The organism is Rhodoplanes sp. SY1 (assembly GCF_046000175.1).
In the GTDB taxonomy this organism is placed as follows: Bacteria; Pseudomonadota; Alphaproteobacteria; order Rhizobiales; family Xanthobacteraceae; genus Rhodoplanes.
Map to the genome: position 1 here is coordinate 140,418 of NZ_JBEOMB010000005.1, position 16,339 is coordinate 156,756.

The window sequence follows — 16,339 nt, forward strand, 5'->3', positions numbered from 1 at the left end:
CGAGGAACTCAGTCCGTCTTGATGTTGGCGTCCTTGATGATCTTCTCGGCCCGCGCCATCTCGTCGCCGATGTACTTGGCGAACTCCGCGCTCGTCGAGCCGATCGGATCGAAACCGAGCGTGGCGAAGCGCTTCTTGGCGTCGGCCTCGCCCAGCACCTTCACCGAGACCTCCTGCAGCTTGGCGGTGATCTCGGGCGGCAGCCCCTTCGGGCCCCACAGGCCGTACCACGACACGAAATCGAGCGGCTTCATGCCGGATTCGGCGACGGTCGGGATCTCGGGCGCCGAGGCGGTCCGCTTCAGGCTCGTCACCGCGAGCGCCTTGATCTTGCCGGACTGGGCGAGCGGCACCGAGGAGAGCGCCGGATCGGCGATCAGCTGGATCTGGCCGCTCATCAGGTCGGTCAGCATCGGGCCGGCGCCCTTGTAGGCGATGACCAGCGCGTCGACACCGGCCTCGCGCTTGAGCAGCTCGACGGCGAGATGGCCGGCCGAGCCGAAGCTCGAGGTCGCGAAGGTGTATTTCGACGGGTCCTTGCGGACCAGATCGAAGAACTCCTTCAGATCCTTCGCCGGAACGTTCGGCGAGGTGCTGACGATCAGCGGCCCGGCCGCGACCAGGGTGATCGGGGTGAAGTCCTTCACCACGTCGTAGGGCACGTTCTTGAACAGGAAGGGCGAGACGACGTGGATCGACGCCTGCAGGAGCAGCGTGTAGCCGTCCGGCTGTGCCTTCGCCACCGTGTTGGCGCCGATCAGGCCGCCGGCGCCGCCGGCCCGGTTCTCGACGATGACGCTGACGCCGAGCGCCTCCTGGAGCTTCTGGGCGAGCACGCGGGCGACGCCGTCGACCGAGCCGCCGGCCGGATACGGCACCACCATCGTGATGTTGCGGTTGGGATAGGCCTGCGGCTGGGCCTGCGCCGACGGCACCGCGCCGTCGAACGTCACGCCGGCGAGGGTCGAGAGAGCGACAGCACACGCTGCCAGAGCTTTTCGTATCATGTTGTCCTCGTGTCTGTCGGAGCGACAGGGAACCTGAACTCAGTACGTCCCGGGATAACTTCCACCGTCGATCAGCAAGTTCTGACCGGTTATGAACCCGGCCTTCGACGAGCACAAAAAAGCAAAATACGCGCCGAGCTCTTCCGGATCGCCGTAACGACGCGCCGGGTTCGCTGCCGCACGCGCATGCCAGACCTGCTCGAAGCGGTCGCCGACGTCGTCGATCATGCCACGGATGTGACGACGCTGCGCGTCGCTGTCGAAGATTCCGGGCAGAAGATTGTTGATGGTGACGTTGTGGACCACGGTCTGACGCGAGATGCCGGCGACGAAGCCGACGAGGCCGGAGCGCGCGCCGTTCGACAGGCCGAGCTCCGGCTGCGCGATCTTCACGCTGCGCGACACGATGTTGACGATACGGCCGAACCTCCGCTCCATCATGCCGTCGACCGTGCGCCTGATCATCTCGATCGGGCCGAGCATCATGGCGTCGAGCGCGGCGATCCAGTCGTCGCGCCGCCAGTCGCGGAAGTCGCCGGGCAGCGGACCGTCGGCGTTGTTGAGCAGGATGTCGGGCTCGGGACACGCGGCGAGAATCGCGTCGCGTCCCGCCTCGGTCGTGATGTCGGCGGCGACCCACGTCACGCTGCCGCCGGCACGATCAGCAATATGATCACGAATCTGGTCACGAATGTCTTGCGCCGCCTGCTCCAGCGTCGCCGGCGTGCGCGCCGCGATCGTCACCGCGACGCCCTCGCGGGCGAGCGCCATGGCGCACGCCTTGCCGAGCCCGCGGCTCGCGCCGCACAGCAGCGCCTTGCGGCCCGCAATTCCGAGATCCATGCGCCGCCTCCGCTGCCGTTCCGAGACGCCTCGGCCTCAGGCCGCGACGGCGGCGACGGACTTCACGTCGAAGCCGTAGGCCTTGTCGAGGCCGAGCTCGGAGACGATGCGCAGGCCGCGGGCGAGATGATCGGCGGCGAGCCCGGTGAGCGGCTTGCGCAGATCGCCGGCCGGCAGGCCGACCGCCTTCATCAGCGACTTCACGGCGACCGGGTTGATGGCCGAGTAGGTGAAGTGCAGCAGCGGCAGCATGCGCAGATAGGTCTCGCGGAAGTTCGTAGCGTCCGTGTAGTCGGTCCACGGCGTCGAGATCGTCGCGATCTCGCGCGGCGCGAGGTTGCCGGTCATGTTCGCGGTGCCGTGGCCGCCGAGGCTCATGGTCGGCACCACGAGGCCGAGATTGGGGCTGTCGCAGCACATCACCGAGACGTCGGGGCGGCCGGCCAGCACCTGCGCGACCTGGCCGACGCGACCGGTCGACTCCTTGTGCACCACGTAGTTCGGGTGCTTGAAGATGCGCAGCAGGTGATCCCAGTGCAGGTCGCTCTTCACCCGCGGCGGGTTGTTGTAGATGCCGAGCGGCAGGTCGGTGGCGTCGGCGACCTCGAGGAAGAAGCGCTCGATGTCGTCCTCGGGCGCGCAGATATAGGCGGGCGCGGCCAGGATCGCGCCGTCGGCGCCGCTGTCCTTGGCGAACTTCACCATCGCGATCGTCGACTCGGTGTTGTTGCCCGTGCAGCCGAAGAAGATCGGCATCTTCGCCGTCTTCATCTTCGCCGTCTCGACGATGATGGCCTTTCTCTCCTCCGGCGACAGCATCGAGACCTCGCCGGTGGAGCCCATGATCAGGATCGCGGCCGTGCCGTTGTCCTCGTGGAACTTCAGGAGCGTGCGGAACGCCGCGAAGTCGACGGTGCCGTCCTTGTTGAACGGGGTGATCAGCGCCACGAAGGAGCCGGCGAGCTTGGTCTTGGCCATTTGGGTCTCCGCGAAGAAGCGAGTTGGCGGTGGTTTCACACCGGCGCGGGGTCGCGCGCAAGGGAGGGCGGGTCGAAAGCCCGGATCGGCGGCAATGCGCCGACGAATTTCTCCACCTCGACGAGCGTGGACTGGGCACTCGACCCCTGCGTGAGGCGGGACGTGCCGATGTCCGGGGTCAACACGTTGGGGTTGCCGTGGACGTCGAGGCCGTTGCCGGCGGGCGACGGATCGAACCAGGCGCCGGTCGGCATCACGGCGACGTGCGCGGCGAGGCCGGCATCGATCACCACGCCGGCGAGACAGGCGCCGCGCGCATTGAAGACGCGCACGATGTCGCCGTCGCGCAGGCCGCGGGCGGCCGCGTCGTCGGGCGCCAGCCGGATCGCCTCGCGGCCGAGGATTTTTCCGGCGACCGAGACCGGCCCCGGGTCGGTCTGGCTGTGCAGGCGGCGCACCGGCTGGTTGGTGAGCAGATGCAACGGGAAGCGCTGCGCCTCGGCGGCGCCGAGCCATTCGGCCGGCGGCAGCCAGGCCGGATGCGACGGCGCGTCGTCGTAACCGAACGTCTACACCACGGCGGACGAGATCTCGATCTTGCCGGAGGGCGTTCCGAGGCGATGCGCGACCGGGTCGGCGCGGAACTCCTCCATCAGCACGTAATCACGTTCGGGCGCCGGAAGCTCGATCACGCCCTCGGCCCAGAACTGCTGGAACGAGGGCAGATCGATGCCCTTTTTCGCGGCGCCGTCGCGGATGCCCTGATAGACGAGCCGGCACCATTCCATCTCGTCACGGCCTTGCGTGAACGCCTCGGCGTAGCCGAGCCTTTCGGCCAGCGCCGCGAAGATGTCGATGTCGTTTCGCGCCTCGCCCACCGGTGCGATCGCCTGGTGCATGGCGAACACGAACGGGTCGCGCGAGGTGCCGCCGACGTCGTTGCGCTCGAGCGTCGTCGTCGCCGGCAGCACGATGTCGGCGTGGCGCGCCGTCGGCGTCCACCAGCTCTCGTGCACGATCACGGTCTCGGGCTTCTGGAAGGCGCGCTGCAGCCGGTTCAGATCCTGATGATGATGGAACGGATTGCCGCCCGCCCAATAAACGAGCCGGATGTCCGGATAGGTGAGTCGCTGGCCGTCGAACTCGTAGGTGCCGCCGGGATCGAGCAGCATGTCGGCGATGCGGGCGACCGGGATCGCGCACCTCGCCGGGTTCGGCGGCGGCGGCACCTCGGGTCCCGGCAGCGACAGGCGCGGCAGGCCGGGCCCGTGGATCGAGCCGTGGCCGAAGCCGAATCCCTGCCCCGGCAGGCCGATGCCGCCCAGCATGGCGGCGAGCGTGATCAGCCCCCAATAGGGCTGCTCGCCGTGGTGGGCGCGCTGCAGCGACCAGGTCGCCGTCATGTAGGTCGGAACGCTCGCGGCGCGTCGCGCCAGCTCGCGGATTGTCTGCGCCGGCACGCCGCAGATCGCCTCGGCCCATTCGGGCGTTTTCGCCGTGCCGTCGGTTTTGCCCGTCAGATAGTCGGCGAAGCGATCGAAGCCGGCGCAGTAGCGCTCCAGGAACGCCGTGTCGTGGCGGCCTTCGGACAAGAGCACATGCGCCATGCCGAGCATCAGCACGACGTCGGTGTTGGGCCGGATCGGAATCCACTCGGCGTCGAGGAACTCCGGCGCGTCGGCCTTCACGGGGCTGACATTGACGAAGGCGAGGCCGGCCGCGCGGGCGCGGCGCAGCCAGGTCTCGGTGTCGTGCGCGCCGACGCCGCCCGAGCCGACCTGGCTGTTCTTCAGCGCGAGGCCGCCGAAGGCGATCATCAGCTTCGCGTTGGCGATGACGCTCGGCCAGTCGGTGGCGCGGCCCGTCACCGGCTGGAAGGTGCCGAGGATGTGCGGCAGCAGCGTCTGGGCGGCGCCGAACGAGTAGTTGGCGATCTGATCGACGAAGCCGCCGCCGAGCGCGAGAAACCGCCGCACCAGCGTGCGGGCGTGATGCACGCGCCCCGCCGACGACCAGCCGTAGGAGCCGCCGAACACGGCGGTCGGCCCGTGCGCGGCGCGCACCCGGGTCAGCTCGCCGGCGACGAGATCGAGCGCCTCGTCCCAGGAGACTTCGCGGAACGCGTCGTGGCCGGTGCGCGGCTTTCCCTCGCGCCATCCGTCGCGCACCGCCGGCCGCGCGATGCGCAGCGGCGAGTGCACCATGGCAGGCAGCGCCGCCAGCATGGGCGACGGCGCCGGATCGCGTGGAAAGGGCGTGCAGCCGACGAGACGGCCGTTCTCGACCGTCGCCGTGAAGGCGCCCCAGTGGCAGAGCGAAGGAAAGCGTCGGGAGGCGGGTGCGGGGGTCATGTCTCGACTGTGAACCGGGCCCCGGCGCTAGGCAACCAGGGCTGCGCTCTTCGCGAGTGCGAAGTCGACGGCCGCGTCGGCGTGCAGGAAGGTCGAATCGAACACCGGCAGGTCGGTGTCGTCCTGGCCGATCAGGAGGCCGATCTCGGTGCAGCCGAGGATCACGGCGTCGGCGCCGCGCGCCTTGCCGCGCGCGATCACGGCCCGATAGGCCTCGCGGGACGAGTCCTTCACGACGCCGCAGCACAGCTCGCCGAAGATAACGTCGTGCACCATGCCGCGCTCGTCCGAGGTCTCCGGCACCATCGCCTCGATGCCGAAGCGGTGGCGCAGGCGGGCGCGATAGAACTCCTCCTCCATGGTGAAGCGGGTGGCGAGGAGCAGCGGCTTGCTGATCCGCTTCTCCTTCAGGGGCGCCGCGGTGGCGTCGACGATGTGGAGGAGCGGCACCGAGACGGCGCGCTGCACCTCGTCGGCGAGCTTGTGCATGGTGTTGGTGCAGATCAGCAGACAGCCGGCGCCCGCCTTCTCGAGGTCACGGCCGATTCCGGCCAGAACGGCGGCGGCCTGCGTCCAGTCACCGGCACGCTGCAGGGCGACGATGCCGTCGAAGTCGACCGAGCGCATCAGCACGTCGGCCGAGTGCAGCCCGCCGAGGCGCTCGCGCACCTGCTCGTTGATCCGCCGGTAGTACACCGCGGTGCTCTCCCAGCTCATGCCTCCGATCAGCCCGATGGTGTGCACGACCGCCTCCTCGCATTGCGTATGACCCGAGGAGTGTAGGCGCGACCGGGCGCATTCGGTTCGCAAAGTGATGCGCTGCGGCGGACAGAAATGGCAACGGCATATTGCATCTTGCGTGGTAAAAGAAATCAGATTCCAAGTTTAGGTCTGCACGCGAAATAGGCATTCCATGGATCGAATCGACCAGAAAATACTCGATCTCCTGCAGGGCGACGCGACGCTGCCGATCGCCGAGGTCGCCGAGCAGGTCGGCCTGTCCACGGCGCCGTGCTGGCGACGCATCAAGAAGCTGGAGGACGACGGGGTCATTCAACGCCGGGTCGCGCTGGTCGATCGCCGCAAGGTCAACGTGCCGATGACGCTGTTCGTCTCGGTGCGGACCACCCGCCACGCGCTGGAATGGGTCGACGACTTCCGGCGGATGATCGCCGACATCCCGGAGATCGTCGAGGTGTGGCGGCTCACCGGCGACGTCGACTATCTGCTGCGGATCGTGGTTCCCGACATCGACGCCTACGACGCCGTCTACAAGCGGATGATCGACCGCGTCGAGCTCGCCGACGTCTCCTCCGCCATCGCCATGGAGGAGCTGAAATACACGACTGCCGTGCCGACCGGCTACATCGCCAGGACGCGCGGGTGAGACGTCTCGCCTCGTGCCCCGGACAAGGCGCATCAGGCTGAAGGCCTGATGCGCCGCAGAGCCGGGGCCCAGGGCCACACCACGATCGGCACGGCAAGCGCCTCGCCGGATCGCCCCTGGGTCCCGGGGTCACGGCGCGTCGCGCCGCGCCCGGGACACGAGGCTGTTCGTGTCGCGGCGCGCCGCGCCCTTGGCAGCGGCGCGGCCGCGCCGCTATATTCGCTGCGCTACAGCATGACAGGCGTGTCGCGGTCGCGGCACGCGCGACGGACGAGCGTGATGACCACGATATCGAGCAGCGCGGCCCTCCGGGCGAGCGACCACGGGGCGCTCCCCCGGCCATGATGGACCTGACGCCCGAGGAGCTCACCGCCGTCCACCTGTCGCTGCGGATCGCCGTCGTCGCGACGCTCGCCAGCCTGCCGCTCGGCATCTTCGTCGCCTATGGGCTGGCGCGCTGGCGGTTTCCCGGCAAGGTGCTGCTCGACGGCTTCGTGCATCTTCCGCTGGTGCTGCCGCCGGTGGTCACCGGCTACGTGCTGCTCCTGCTGTTCGGTCGGCGCGGACCGATCGGCGCGTTCCTGGCGGAGAATTTCGGCATCGTCTTCTCGTTCCGCTGGACCGGCGCGGCGCTCGCCTGCGCCGTGATGGGCTTCCCGCTGATGGTGCGGGCGATCCGTCTGTCGATCGAGGCGATCGACCAGCGCCTCGAGAATGCCGCCGGCACGCTCGGCGCCAGCCGGGCCTGGACCTTCGTGCTGGTGACGCTGCCGCTCGCCTTGCCGGGCGTGATCGTCGGCTCGATCCTGTGCTTCGCCAAGGCGCTCGGCGAGTTCGGCGCGACCATCACGTTCGTCTCCAACATTCCAGGCGAGACGCAGACCATCTCGGCGGCGATCTACAGCCTGACCCAGACGCCGAGCGGCGACGCCGCGGCGCTCCGTCTCACCGTCGTGTCGATCGTCATCGCGCTCGCCGCCCTGACCCTCTCCGAGGTCGTGCAGCGCCTCGCTCACCGCAAGCTGGCGCAGTTCTGATGATCCGGGTCGCTCGCCTCCACCGTCGTCATGGCCGGGCTCGTCCCGGCCATCCACGAAACAGCTCCCGACATGTCGCAAAGACGTGGATGCCCGGCACAAGGCCGGGCATGACGAAGTCGAGCGCGTGGGGCGGCCCATGATCCGGGTCGAGCTGACAAAGAAACTCGGCGCGTTCGATCTCGACATCGCCTTCGAGAGCGACGGTGGCGTCGTGGCGCTGTTCGGGCCGTCGGGCTCGGGCAAGAGCGCGACCATCGGGCTGATCGCCGGCCTGACCCGGCCCGACCACGGCACGATCGCGCTCGACGGTCGCGCACTGGTCGACACCGCGAGCCGCACCTTCGTGCCGGCGCATCGGCGCCGCATCGGCCTGGTGTTCCAGGACGCGCAGCTCTTCCCGCATCTCAGCGTGAAGCACAATCTCCTGTTCGGCCGCTGGTTCGCGCCGCAGGCCGAGCGCCGCGTCGCCCTCGATCCGGTGGTCGAGACGCTCGGCATCGGCCATCTGCTCGACCGCCGGCCCGGCCGCCTGTCGGGCGGCGAGAAGCAGCGCGTCGCCATCGGCCGGGCGCTGGTCTCCTCGCCGCGCCTCCTCTTGATGGACGAGCCGCTCGCCGCGCTCGACGCCGAGCGCAAGCAGGAGATCCTGCCGCTGATCGAGCGGCTGCGCGACGAGTTCGGCATCCCGATCGTCTACGTGTCGCACGCGGTCGAGGAGGTGGCGCGGCTCGCCGCCCGGGTCGTCGTGCTGGCGCAGGGGCGCGTCGCCGCGGCCGGCAGCGTCGAGGACGTGTTCGGCGACGGCGCCGCGCAGGCCGGCGAGAGCCGTTTCCGCCGCGCCTCCTTCGTCACCGCCCGGGTCAGCGGCTTCGACGAGACCTGGGGCCTCGCCGAGATCGCCCATCCGGCCGGCACCATCTGGCTGGCCGGCCGGGCCGGCCCGCCGGGTCGGGATTGCCGGGTCGTGATCAGGGCGACCGACGTGACGCTCGCGACCGCGCGACCGACGGGCTCGAGCGTGCGCACCGTGCTGCACGGCCTCGTGGCGCGCATCGACACCGACACGGGTCCGCTCGCCACCGTCACGGTCGATCTCGACGGCCACGGCCATGTGCTCGCCTCGGCCACCCGCAAGGCGCTGGCCGAGCTCGGGCTCGCGCCGGGCCGGCCGGTGTTCGCGCTGATCAAGACCGTAGCGCTCGACGAACAGTCGGTCGCGCTCGGCCCCCTCTCCGCCCCGGCCTGATCCGAGCCTCGCGACACATCCTGCGCACGCGCTTGTGATCTCGCGCACGAACCGGACGTCCCGCTCGCGCGACCAATCGAGGCGCAGCGGCCGATCCCCCGGCGGTCGCGCGCGACGTGTCGGCCGGAACGCGGACCGACGATCTGCATTGATCCGGTATCGCACGGGCAGGCAGGCGAGCACCGCCGGCCCCGTGGGGCAACGCGCAGGAGCTGATCATGCACCTCTCGACCACGAAGACGGCCGCGGCCCTCGCTCTGGCGGGCGCCCTCGCCTTGACGTCGACCGCCGCCGAGGCCCGCAAGGGGCGCTTCCTCGCCGCCGCCGGTGTCGGGCTGGCCGCCGGCGCCATCATCGGAGCCGCCGCGGCGAGCGCGAATCGCGGCTATTACCGCAGCGGCTATTACGGCGGCTACTATGGCGGGCCCGGCTACGCCTATGCGCCGGGATACGCCTACGGCCCGACCTACACGTATTCGTCGTGGGGTTACGCGCCGAGTTACGGCTACGCGCCGGCCTATTCCGGATACGCCTACGCCCCCGGCTACAACGGCTACGCCTATGCGCCGGGCTACCGCTCGGTCGGTTGGGGCGGCGGTTGGGGCAACAGCTGGGGCTGGGGCCGCAGCAACTGCCCGGTGCGCGGCGCCTATCGGCTCGACTACAGCCAGTGCTGATCAGGACCGCGTCCTGATCACGCGAGGGGCGGGCGAAAGCCCGCCCTTTTTGCGTCGTCGTATCAGAACGAGTTTTGGTGGCCCTGAATCGGACTCGACCTTCGTTCGTCCACGCGAAGGCGGGGACGAACGAAGGTCAACACGTTTGGCCCCTGGATTCCCGCTTTCGCGGGAATGTGCGGAGTGTGAGGCGACGTCCGTCGGACCACGTCACGAGAGCGCACAGCACCGTCACCGATCTGATCACGTCGGCCGCCTCTCCGCAGCCACCACCCGCAGCTGAGTGTCACATCGCCGCCGCACGCGCGCCGGCGCTGTCGCCGGCGATGCGGCCGAACACCGAGCCGGCCATCAGGCCGGTGCCGCCCGGGTAGTTGAAATAGAACAGGCCGCCGACCAGCTCGCCGGCGGCGCACAGCCCCGGAATGACGCGGCCGTCGGTGTCGATCACCTGCGCGGACGTGTCGACCTTCAGGCCGCCGAACGTGAAGGTGATGCCGCAGGTCACCGCGAAGGCCTCGAAGGGCGGCGTGTCGATCGTGTTGGCCCAGTTGGTCTTGTCGACGGCGAGGCCGCGCGTGCCGCGGCCGTCCTTGACGTTCGGATCGAACGGCACGTCGGTCATCACGGCGGCGTTGTAGGCTTTTATGGTCGCCAGCGCCTTGTCTGCGTTCACGTCATCGAGCTTCTGCACCAGCTCCTCGAGCGTGTCGGCCCGCACCTTCGTCACCTGCTTGATGCGGTACTCGTCGCGCAGCATCGGGATGATCTTGGCGTCGAACACCTGCCAGGCGAACTGACCCGGCTGCATCAGGATCACGCGGCCGTACTTCGCGTAGGTGTAGTTGCGGAAGTCGGCGCCCTCGTCGACGAAGCGCTCGCCGTTCGCGTTGAGCATGATGCCCCACGGATAAGAGTGCTTCTGGAAATTGTCGCCGACCGCGAGGTCGCCGAACTCCGGCGCGTTGCGGTCCCAGCCGACCGCGTGAGAGCCCGACCAGTTGCCGGTCGCCATGGCGCCGACCTTCAGGGCCATCTCGATGCCGTCGCCGGTGTTGAAGCGGGTGCCGCGGATTTTCGCGAGCTCCCAGGTCGGGCCGAGATAGCGGGTGCGCCATTCGGTGTTGGCCTGAAAACCGCCGGCGGCGAGCACCACGGCCTTGGCGGCGACCTCGCGGGTCCTGCCCTGGTGACGGACGCGCACGCCCTTGACGCCGTCGTCGTCGGCGATCAGCGCCATCGCGCGCGCCTCGTAGACGACCTGAATGCCGGCCTTGCGGGCCGCCGTGGTCAGCGCCTCGACCAGCCCCGGTCCGCCGCCCCAGGCCTCGACCGCCAGGCCGCCCCAGAACTTGAAGCGGCCGTCGACCTTGTAGGCCTGGCGACCGTAGATCGGCGCGAACCGCACGCCCTTGCCGCGCATCCACAGCATCGTCTCACGGCTCCGCGTCACCAGGAGCTCGCAGAGGTCCGGGTCGGTCCGGTACTCGGTGACGCGGCCCATGTCATCGAAGAACGTGTCGGCCGTGTAGGTGCCGAAGTCGGTGACCGCGACCTCCTGGTCGGTGAGGTCGGGCATCAGCGCCCGCAGGTCCTCGACGCCGTCGTAGACGCAGCGGAACGCGCCCGCCGTGAAGCGCGAGTTGCCCCCGGCCTCGTCCTCCGGGGCGCGCTCCAGCACCAGCACCGAGACGCCCTTCTCGGCCGCCGCCAGCGCCGCGCAGAACGCCGCGTTGCCGCCGCCCACCACCACCACGTCCACGCTCGACGGCAACTCGCTCATCGCTCCGCTCCTCGTCCGGACCCGCCCTTCACGGGGCTCGACGCTTTCGAATCCGATCGTATACAATAAAATACGATAGCACGCCGTCGTCAACCACGATGCGCGATGCTGGAATGGCGGCGGCGAGTCGCGAGGGGCGATGCGCGTGGAGGTGGACGTGGCGCGATCCAAGTCGGCAGAAGTGAAGTCGGCAGCGGCGCGAGACAGGCGGCCGGAGGGCCAGGCGGCGGGAAGCGCGACCGGTCCGGCGCGTCCGGCGCTGGACCGCACCGCTCTCGACCGCGGTTCCGCGCCGCTCGGCGAAGCCGTGTTCCGGGCGCTGTGCGCGGCGCTGCGCGACGGCGTCTATCGACCCGGCGACCGCATCGTCGAGGACGAGGTGGCGGAAAAGCTCGCGGTCAGCCGAACCCCGGTGCGCGAGGCGCTCGGCCGGCTGCTCGCCAAGGGGCTCGTCCAGCACGCCGGCGGCCGCGGCCTCGTCGTGCGCCGGCCCGACGCCGGCGAGGTGCTGGAGCTCTACGCCATGCGGGAGATTCTCGAAGGCGCCGGCGCCCGCCTCGCTGCCGGCCAGGCGACCGCGCCGGAGATCGACATGCTGCGGGATCTGGCCGAGAGCTTCGCCGCGGCGACCGACGACCCGGGCAAGATGGCGCGGCTCAACCGCGCGCTGCACGAGGCCATCGTGCGGGCGGCGCGCAACCGCTTCCTCGACGGGGCCTTGCGCGAGATGCAGGATGCCATCGCGGTGCTGGGGCCGACGACGTTCAGCGTCGGCGGACGGCCGGAGGTCGCGATCGCCGAGCACGCCGCGATCGTCGCCGCCATCGCGGCGCGCGATCCCGACGCCGCCGAGCAGGCCGCCCGCGCCCACATCCGGGAGGCGCTGCGCGCCCGTCTCAAGCTGATGCAGGCGGCCGGCTAGACGCGCGCGCCGCGTCTGCGGACGACGCGGTGCGCCTCACGGTCAGCGCTCGCGAAGCTTGGCGAGTCGGCGGATCAGGGCACGGGTCTGCGCGATGGTGTCCCGGCTCTTGGAGATTTGCTCCCGGTGCGTCTCGCAGGCGCGGTCGGAGCTCGACACGCGCTCGGCCGCACCGTCGATCAGCACGCGCGATTCGGTGCAGGCGGCTGCCGACGTGGTGCGCATCGCGACCTGACGCGCCTGCCGCGTGCCGGGCTTGAAGCGCGACAAGACCTTGGCGACGGCTGCTCGCGAGGTGACGGGCGACGGCGCTGTGGCTTTCGGGATCGAATGGTCGGGCACCGAAACGTCCGGAACCGAATCGTTCGGGACGGAGGCCGATCGGTCGCAGGTCGGACCGACGGGTAGAAGCGCGGCACCCGAGGCTCCATCGCCGTCGAGGCCGCGGCACCCACCGCGGGTCTGCTCGTCCATGGCCGTGCTCCGTTCCACCGAACGGGCGGGAGCACAAGCCTCTCTCAGCCATCGGCGCCCAGGAAGGTCGTGGCCGATGATCGTATTCAACGGTCGAGGGGCGCTATGGTTCCATCCGCGCGCGAAATAAAGCGGCCGCGCGTCCGAGCCCGCTGCTTTCCCGGCTCTCTCCCTCGCGACGCCGAGGCGGCCGCCCGGGAACGTATTCTGGATCTCTCGCTTCTCCGAAGGTCGGCGGATGGCCGACCGGTCGGGAGACGGGTGGATGACGGTCGCGCTTGTAACAGGCTCGGGCGGCTTGGTCGGCAGCGAATCGGTTCTCCACTTCGGCAGCCTCTTCGACCGGATCGTCGGCATCGACAACGACATGCGCGCCAAGCTGTTCGGCGCCGAGGCGTCGACCCGCTGGCTGTCGGCGCAACTGTCGGAGCGCCTGAAAAACTACCGTCACCACGACGTCGACATTCGCGACGAGAGCGCCGTGGATCGGATCGTCTCGGCCTACGGTCGCGCCCTGACCCTGATCGTCCACACCGCCGCACAGCCCTCGCATGACTGGGCGGCCCGCGATCCGCGCGCCGACTTCACCATCAACGCCAACGGGACCCTGGTTCTGCTCGAGGCGATGCGAAAGCACGCGCCGGACGCCGTGCTCGTCTTCACCTCGACCAACAAGGTCTATGGCGACACGCCCAACCGGCTGCCGCTGATCGAGACCGAGACGCGCTTCGAGCTCGACCCCTCGCATCCCTTCGCGGCCCACGGCATCGACGAGAGCATGACGCTCGACCAGTCGACCCACAGCCTGTTCGGCGCCTCCAAGGTCGCGGCCGACGTGCTCGTGCAGGAGTACGGCCGGTACTTCGGGCTGAAGACCGCCGTGTTCCGCGGCGGCTGCCTGACCGGGCCGAACCATTCCGGCACCCAGCTCCACGGCTTTCTCGCCTATCTGATGAAATGCACGCTGAGCGGTCGGCCCTACACGGTGTTCGGCCACAAGGCCAAGCAGGTGCGCGACAACATCCACTCGGCCGACCTGATCGCGGCGTTCGACGCGGTGTGGCGCGATCCGCCCCGCGGCGAGGTGTTCAACATCGGGGGCGGCCGCGCCGCGAACTGCTCGATGCTGGAGGCGATCGCCCTGTGCGAGGAGATTGCCGGACGCCGCCTCGCTTGGCGCTACGAGCCGGAGGCCCGGATCGGCGACCACGTCTGGTACGTCAGCGACCTGCGGCGATTCCAGGCGCGCTATCCCGGCTGGTCCATCAGGCACGACATCCGCCGGACCCTGCAGGACATTCATGACGGCCTGCTGGCCCGCGAGGCGCCGGCGCGGCTCGCGGTCTGACCGCGGGCGGCCACGGGCGGCCGGCTCTACGCGCCCTTAACGGGATCGTGCTATGCGGGCCATGCCGGGCGACACCCGGACCGATCGCCGGACGCCGCCATGCCTGCACCTCCCGCCGACCGCCTCGCCATCGACGGCCTCGCCATCGACGGCCTCGCGGCCGACATCGCCGTTCCGCTGGTCGTCGATCTCGACGGCACGCTGCTGCTCGGCGACACGCTGCTCGAATGCTTCAGCGTGGTGCTGTTTCGGAGCCCGAGCGCCGCCGCGAAGGCGCTGCTCGGCCTGCACGATCGCGCCGCCTTCAAGCGGCGGCTCGCCGGCCAGGCGCTGCTCGAGCTCGCTGACATGCCGTGGCGGGCCGAGCTCGTCGCACTCCTGCGCACCGAGCGGGCGCGCGGCCGCGCCGTGCATCTCGTCACGGCGGCCGACCAGGCCGTCGCCGACGGCGTCGCCACGGCGCTCGGCCTGTTCGACAGCGCCACCGGCAGCGACGGCGTGCGCAACCTGAAAGGCCCGGCGAAGCTCGTCCATCTGCGCGAGCGCTTTCCCGACGGCTTCCTCTATGCCGGCGACAGCCCGGCCGACCTGCCGCTGTTCGCGTCCGCGGCCGGCGCGGTGCTGTGCGACGTGCCCCGCCGCGTCGCGGCCGAGGTCGAGCGCTGCGGCACGCCCGTGCTCGCCACGCTGTCGCGGCCGCGGCCGGGCCTCCGCATCTGGCTCGAGGCGATGCGGGTCCACCAGTGGTCCAAGAACATCCTGCTGTTCGTGCCGCTGTTCGTCGGCCACGTGTTCGACGACCCGCACAAGGTCCTGACCGCGATCGCCGGATTCCTGGTGTTGTCGCTCCTGGTGTCCGGCACCTATCTGCTCAACGACATCTCCGACCTCGGGGCCGACCGCAAGCACCCGACCAAGCGGCGCCGGCCGTTCGCGAGCGGCGCGCTGCCGCTGTCGCTCGGCCTCGTGGCGGCACCCGTGATGATCGCGGCCGCGCTGGTCGCCGCCGCGCTCCTGTCGCTCCCCTTCGCGCTGCTGCTGCTGCTCTATCTCGCGCTGACCACGGCCTACACGATGGCGCTGAAGCGCGAGCCGCTCACCGACGTGTTCGTCATCGGCAGCCTGTTCACGCTGCGCGTCGCGATGGGCGCCGCCGTGCTCGGCATCGCGCAGTCGCCCTGGCTCCTCTCCTTCGCACTCGCCTTCTTCGTGTCGCTGGCGCTCGCCAAGCGCCACGGCGAGGTGATCCGCGCCTTCCGGGCCGACACGCGCGAGATCGCCGGGCGGGGCTATCGCGGCGACGACTGGCCGCTGACGCTCACCTTCGGGGTCGGCGCCGGCCTGTTCTCGCTGGTCATCATGCTGCTCTACCTCGCCAACGACGCGGCGCCGTCCGGCTTCTACCGGCACTCCGCCTGGCTCTACGCCGTGCCGGTGCTGATGGCCCTGTGGCTGCAGCGGGTCTGGCTTCTCGCCCAGCGCGGCGAGCTCGCCGACGACCCGGTCGTGTTCGCCCTGAAGGATCCGCGCAGCCTGGTGCTCGGCGCGATCGTCGGCGCCGCCTTCTTCGGGGCGATCTGAAAACGTCGCGCCAGAACCTCGACCCGTCATCCCGAGGTGCCCGGCGAAGCCGAGCCTCGAAGGATGCGGTCCGGGCCGTCGCCCACCCGATCTCGGGCTTGCCCGAGATCGGAATGTAAAGTCGGCAAGTCGGACAAGACTTGCCGCGGCTCGACCTGCGGTCGAGCGACACAGGGTGACGGGCAGAGGGGACGTACCGCTCTCATTCGCGCCGATAGACGTCCTCGAGCCGGACGATGTCGTCCTCGCCCAGATAGCTGCCGGTCTGCACCTCGATCAGCTCGAGCGGGATCTTGCCCGGATTGGCGAGGCGGTGGACCGTGCCGATCGGGATGTAGATCGACTCGTTCTCGTGCACCATCTTGCACATTTCGCCGGTCGTCACCTCGGCGGTGCCGCGCACCACCACCCAGTGCTCGGCCCGGTGATAGTGCCGCTGCAGCGAGAGCTGGGCGCCCGGCGACACGACGATGCGCTTCACCTGATAACGTTCGCCGCGGTCGAGCGAGTCGTAATGGCCCCACGGGCGATGGCACAGCCGGTGCGCCGTCGCCTCGCCGCGCCCCTGCTGCTTGAGCGCCGCGACCGCGCCCTTGACGTCCTCGGCGCGCGCGCGCGGCAGCACCAGCACGGCGTCGGGCGTCGTGACGATAACGAGATCCTTGACGCCGAGCGCCACGGTCAGCCGGTCCTCGGCATGGA

General features: G+C 69.9%; 16 protein-coding genes. 7 read left to right on the forward strand and 9 right to left on the reverse strand.

Annotated features, from left to right (window positions below; translation table 11 throughout):
* Positions 1–8: 8 nt before the first annotated feature.
* The 6 genes from ABTU92_RS01835 to ABTU92_RS01860 all read right to left on the reverse strand — a co-directional run bounded on the left by ABTU92_RS01835 (position 9) and on the right by ABTU92_RS01860 (position 5,923).
* The gene (locus ABTU92_RS01835; RefSeq protein WP_408087097.1) at positions 9–1,007 is read right to left on the reverse strand and encodes a Bug family tripartite tricarboxylate transporter substrate binding protein; all 999 of its coding nucleotides are present in this window, start codon (positions 1,005–1,007) and stop codon (positions 9–11) included.
* Positions 1,008–1,046: 39 nt separating this feature from the next.
* Positions 1,047–1,850: an SDR family oxidoreductase gene (locus ABTU92_RS01840; protein ID WP_408087099.1), complete on the reverse strand. Its 804-nt coding sequence runs from the start codon at positions 1,848–1,850 to the stop codon at positions 1,047–1,049.
* A gap of 36 nt (positions 1,851–1,886) precedes the next feature.
* Positions 1,887–2,828, reverse strand: a complete 942-nt coding sequence (locus ABTU92_RS01845) for a 4-hydroxy-tetrahydrodipicolinate synthase family protein (RefSeq protein WP_408087101.1) — start codon at positions 2,826–2,828, stop codon at positions 1,887–1,889.
* Between the two features lie 35 nt (positions 2,829–2,863).
* Positions 2,864–3,310: a molybdopterin dinucleotide binding domain-containing protein gene (locus ABTU92_RS01850; protein WP_408087103.1), complete on the reverse strand. Its 447-nt coding sequence runs from the start codon at positions 3,308–3,310 to the stop codon at positions 2,864–2,866.
* 87 nt (positions 3,311–3,397) lie between these two features.
* The gene (locus ABTU92_RS01855; RefSeq protein ID WP_408087105.1) at positions 3,398–5,179 is read right to left on the reverse strand and encodes a molybdopterin-dependent oxidoreductase; all 1,782 of its coding nucleotides are present in this window, start codon (positions 5,177–5,179) and stop codon (positions 3,398–3,400) included.
* A gap of 27 nt (positions 5,180–5,206) precedes the next feature.
* A complete protein-coding gene (locus tag ABTU92_RS01860; protein ID WP_408087107.1) occupies positions 5,207–5,923 on the reverse strand; it encodes an aspartate/glutamate racemase family protein in 717 nt (238 codons plus the stop codon).
* Positions 5,924–6,092: 169 nt separating this feature from the next.
* On the opposite strand from ABTU92_RS01860, the gene ABTU92_RS01865 reads away from it, so the two are divergent.
* From ABTU92_RS01865 to ABTU92_RS01880, 4 genes are all read left to right on the forward strand, one after another.
* Positions 6,093–6,566 (forward strand): Lrp/AsnC family transcriptional regulator, encoded by a 474-nt coding sequence (locus ABTU92_RS01865; RefSeq protein ID WP_408087109.1) that lies wholly within the window; start codon positions 6,093–6,095, stop codon positions 6,564–6,566.
* A gap of 344 nt (positions 6,567–6,910) precedes the next feature.
* Positions 6,911–7,603: a molybdate ABC transporter permease subunit gene (gene modB / locus ABTU92_RS01870; RefSeq protein WP_408087126.1), complete on the forward strand. Its 693-nt coding sequence runs from the start codon at positions 6,911–6,913 to the stop codon at positions 7,601–7,603.
* 139 nt (positions 7,604–7,742) lie between these two features.
* On the forward strand, positions 7,743–8,852 hold the full coding sequence (gene modC, locus ABTU92_RS01875) for a molybdenum ABC transporter ATP-binding protein (protein WP_408087111.1): 1,110 nt from the start codon (positions 7,743–7,745) through the stop codon (positions 8,850–8,852).
* Between the two features lie 218 nt (positions 8,853–9,070).
* Positions 9,071–9,529 carry a hypothetical protein gene (locus ABTU92_RS01880; RefSeq protein WP_408087113.1) on the forward strand — a complete coding sequence of 153 codons (459 nt, stop codon included), beginning with the start codon at positions 9,071–9,073 and terminating at the stop codon, positions 9,527–9,529.
* A gap of 286 nt (positions 9,530–9,815) precedes the next feature.
* Here the strand turns inward: ABTU92_RS01880 and tcuA are convergent, their stop codons facing one another.
* Entirely contained in the window at positions 9,816–11,312 is a 1,497-nt protein-coding gene (gene tcuA / locus ABTU92_RS01885; RefSeq protein WP_408087114.1) for an FAD-dependent tricarballylate dehydrogenase TcuA, read from the reverse strand.
* 259 nt (positions 11,313–11,571) lie between these two features.
* Here tcuA and ABTU92_RS01890 point away from each other — a divergent pair, with 259 nt between their 5' ends.
* Positions 11,572–12,234, forward strand: coding sequence for a GntR family transcriptional regulator (locus ABTU92_RS01890; protein ID WP_408087128.1), 663 nt, complete (start codon positions 11,572–11,574; stop codon positions 12,232–12,234).
* Positions 12,235–12,276: 42 nt separating this feature from the next.
* Here ABTU92_RS01890 and ABTU92_RS01895 read toward each other — a convergent pair whose 3' ends face one another.
* A complete protein-coding gene (locus ABTU92_RS01895) occupies positions 12,277–12,576 on the reverse strand; it encodes a hypothetical protein (RefSeq protein WP_408087116.1) in 300 nt (99 codons plus the stop codon).
* 397 nt (positions 12,577–12,973) lie between these two features.
* Between ABTU92_RS01895 and ABTU92_RS01900 the strand changes: the two genes are divergently transcribed.
* Entirely contained in the window at positions 12,974–14,056 is a 1,083-nt protein-coding gene (locus tag ABTU92_RS01900; protein ID WP_408087118.1) for an NAD-dependent epimerase/dehydratase family protein, read from the forward strand.
* Between the two features lie 99 nt (positions 14,057–14,155).
* Positions 14,156–15,637: a UbiA family prenyltransferase gene (locus ABTU92_RS01905; RefSeq protein ID WP_408087120.1), complete on the forward strand. Its 1,482-nt coding sequence runs from the start codon at positions 14,156–14,158 to the stop codon at positions 15,635–15,637.
* A 202-nt stretch (positions 15,638–15,839) separates the two neighbouring features.
* On the opposite strand, the gene ABTU92_RS01910 is transcribed toward ABTU92_RS01905, so the two are convergent.
* A partial coding sequence (locus tag ABTU92_RS01910) for a cupin domain-containing protein (RefSeq protein WP_408087122.1) occupies positions 15,840–16,339 on the reverse strand: 500 nt, incomplete at its 5' end.

Excerpts from the sequence above, each read along its gene's own strand:
- ABTU92_RS01835 (WP_408087097.1), bottom strand. The coding sequence starts at position 1,007 with ATGATACGAAAAGCTCTGGCAGCGTGTGCTGTCGCTCTCTCGACCCTC.
- ABTU92_RS01840 (WP_408087099.1), bottom strand. The coding sequence starts at position 1,850 with ATGGATCTCGGAATTGCGGGCCGCAAGGCGCTGCTGTGCGGCGCGAGC.
- ABTU92_RS01845 (WP_408087101.1), bottom strand. The coding sequence starts at position 2,828 with ATGGCCAAGACCAAGCTCGCCGGCTCCTTCGTGGCGCTGATCACCCCG.
- ABTU92_RS01855 (WP_408087105.1), bottom strand. The coding sequence starts at position 5,179 with ATGACCCCCGCACCCGCCTCCCGACGCTTTCCTTCGCTCTGCCACTGG.
- ABTU92_RS01865 (WP_408087109.1), top strand. The coding sequence starts at position 6,093 with ATGGATCGAATCGACCAGAAAATACTCGATCTCCTGCAGGGCGACGCG.
- modB (WP_408087126.1), top strand. The coding sequence starts at position 6,911 with ATGGACCTGACGCCCGAGGAGCTCACCGCCGTCCACCTGTCGCTGCGG.
- modC (WP_408087111.1), top strand. The coding sequence starts at position 7,743 with ATGATCCGGGTCGAGCTGACAAAGAAACTCGGCGCGTTCGATCTCGAC.
- ABTU92_RS01880 (WP_408087113.1), top strand. The coding sequence starts at position 9,071 with ATGCACCTCTCGACCACGAAGACGGCCGCGGCCCTCGCTCTGGCGGGC.
- tcuA (WP_408087114.1), bottom strand. The coding sequence starts at position 11,312 with ATGAGCGAGTTGCCGTCGAGCGTGGACGTGGTGGTGGTGGGCGGCGGC.
- ABTU92_RS01900 (WP_408087118.1), top strand. The coding sequence starts at position 12,974 with ATGACGGTCGCGCTTGTAACAGGCTCGGGCGGCTTGGTCGGCAGCGAA.
- ABTU92_RS01905 (WP_408087120.1), top strand. The coding sequence starts at position 14,156 with ATGCCTGCACCTCCCGCCGACCGCCTCGCCATCGACGGCCTCGCCATC.